This is a genomic window from Propioniciclava sp., from assembly GCF_029977985.1.
In the GTDB taxonomy this organism is placed as follows: Bacteria; Actinomycetota; Actinomycetes; order Propionibacteriales; family Propionibacteriaceae; genus Propioniciclava.
The window spans coordinates 1-1,078 of record NZ_JARKOT010000178.1; the positions used below are offsets into that span (position 1 = coordinate 1).

General features: G+C 72.6%; 2 protein-coding genes and 1 pseudogene. All 3 read left to right on the plus strand.

All coding sequences use genetic code 11. The features are described 5' to 3' along the window. Window positions 1-255: hypothetical protein (locus Q1K57_RS10910; RefSeq protein ID WP_300082333.1), on the plus strand; the 255-nt coding region annotated here is incomplete at its 5' end. Continuing rightward, the gene (locus tag Q1K57_RS10915; RefSeq protein ID WP_077348554.1) at window positions 252-536 is read left to right on the plus strand and encodes a hypothetical protein; all 285 of its coding nucleotides are present in this window, start codon (window positions 252-254) and stop codon (window positions 534-536) included. The genes Q1K57_RS10910 and Q1K57_RS10915, both read left to right, overlap by 4 nt. Beyond that, window positions 536-1,078 (plus strand): annotated as a pseudogene (locus tag Q1K57_RS10920) (hypothetical protein); the annotation flags it as partial. The gene Q1K57_RS10915 and the pseudogene Q1K57_RS10920, both read left to right, overlap by 1 nt.

Here is a 1,078-nt window from a genome sequence, read left to right on the forward strand (position 1 = left end):
GGGGTCCGCCGCCTGGAGTCGTGCGCCGAGCTCGTGGGCCGCGACGCGTTCGGGGAGGTCGTGGGGCCCACGATCACGCGGTGGCCCCGCCCCGTCAAAGGCGCCGCAGCCGGGATACCCGCACGAGTGCACCTGACCGACTTCCCCCTGGACTCTCGCCTCCAGGTCACCGGCCTGACTCCCGACCCGCTCCCCGCCCCGCTCCTCAAGGCGGCCCAGAACGTCCTCGCCCTCCTCCGAAAGGAACCGACATGAACCCGCTGATCGTCCCGCTGAAGATCTGCCCGGTGGCGCCCACAGGCGTCGCCGCCTACACCGACCAGATCTCGGGCATGGTCCTGTGGTCCGTGCTGTGGCTGTTCGGCATCGCGGCCCTGGTGTCCGTCGGGGCGATCCTCGTCGGACGAGCCACGCACTCCCCGCACCTCTCGAAGGGCGGCATCATCGGCCTCGCCGGCGTGCTGGTGCTCGCCGTGGTGCTGATGGGCGGCTACGGGATGCTCAACGGCATCCTCGGCGACGGCTGCGTCGGCTGATGTTCCGCCGTCGCCCACCCCGCCCGGCGAGCTCAGCCGAGGTCGTCCCGCTCTCGCGCACTCAGCTGCTGGGCGTCCTCGCGGGGCTGCTGCTGGTGAGCGGCGTCCTGCTGTACGGGCTGGGCTACACCCTGGTCTCCAGCTTCACGGCGGGAACCGCGCCCGACGGCGTCCAAAGCAGCGCTCACCCGGACGCCGACCCTGCCCAGCGGCGCGACCTCATTGCTGCGGCGCCGATGGCGACGGTGGCGCAGGACGCCGGCCTTACGCCGGGGGTGGCGATCACCCTGCCTCCCGCGATCAGGCTGCCCGTCGCCACGACCGTCGGCGTCAGCGGTGTGTCATCCGGCTTCCCGCGCACCCCTGAGGGCGCGGCCGCGCAGCTCGCCGCCATCGAGGCGCGCGTGCTGTCCGCGATGTCGCTCCCGTTGGCCACCGAGGTCTACCGCGACTGGGCGATGCCCGGCGGAGTCGGCGCCGCGGACTGGTCCCAGACCCGCAACGTTCAGTCGTTCCTGACCCACGCCCGGCAGTCGTCGAAC

Excerpts from the sequence above, each read along its gene's own strand:
- Q1K57_RS10915 (WP_077348554.1), top strand. The coding sequence starts at position 252 with ATGAACCCGCTGATCGTCCCGCTGAAGATCTGCCCGGTGGCGCCCACA.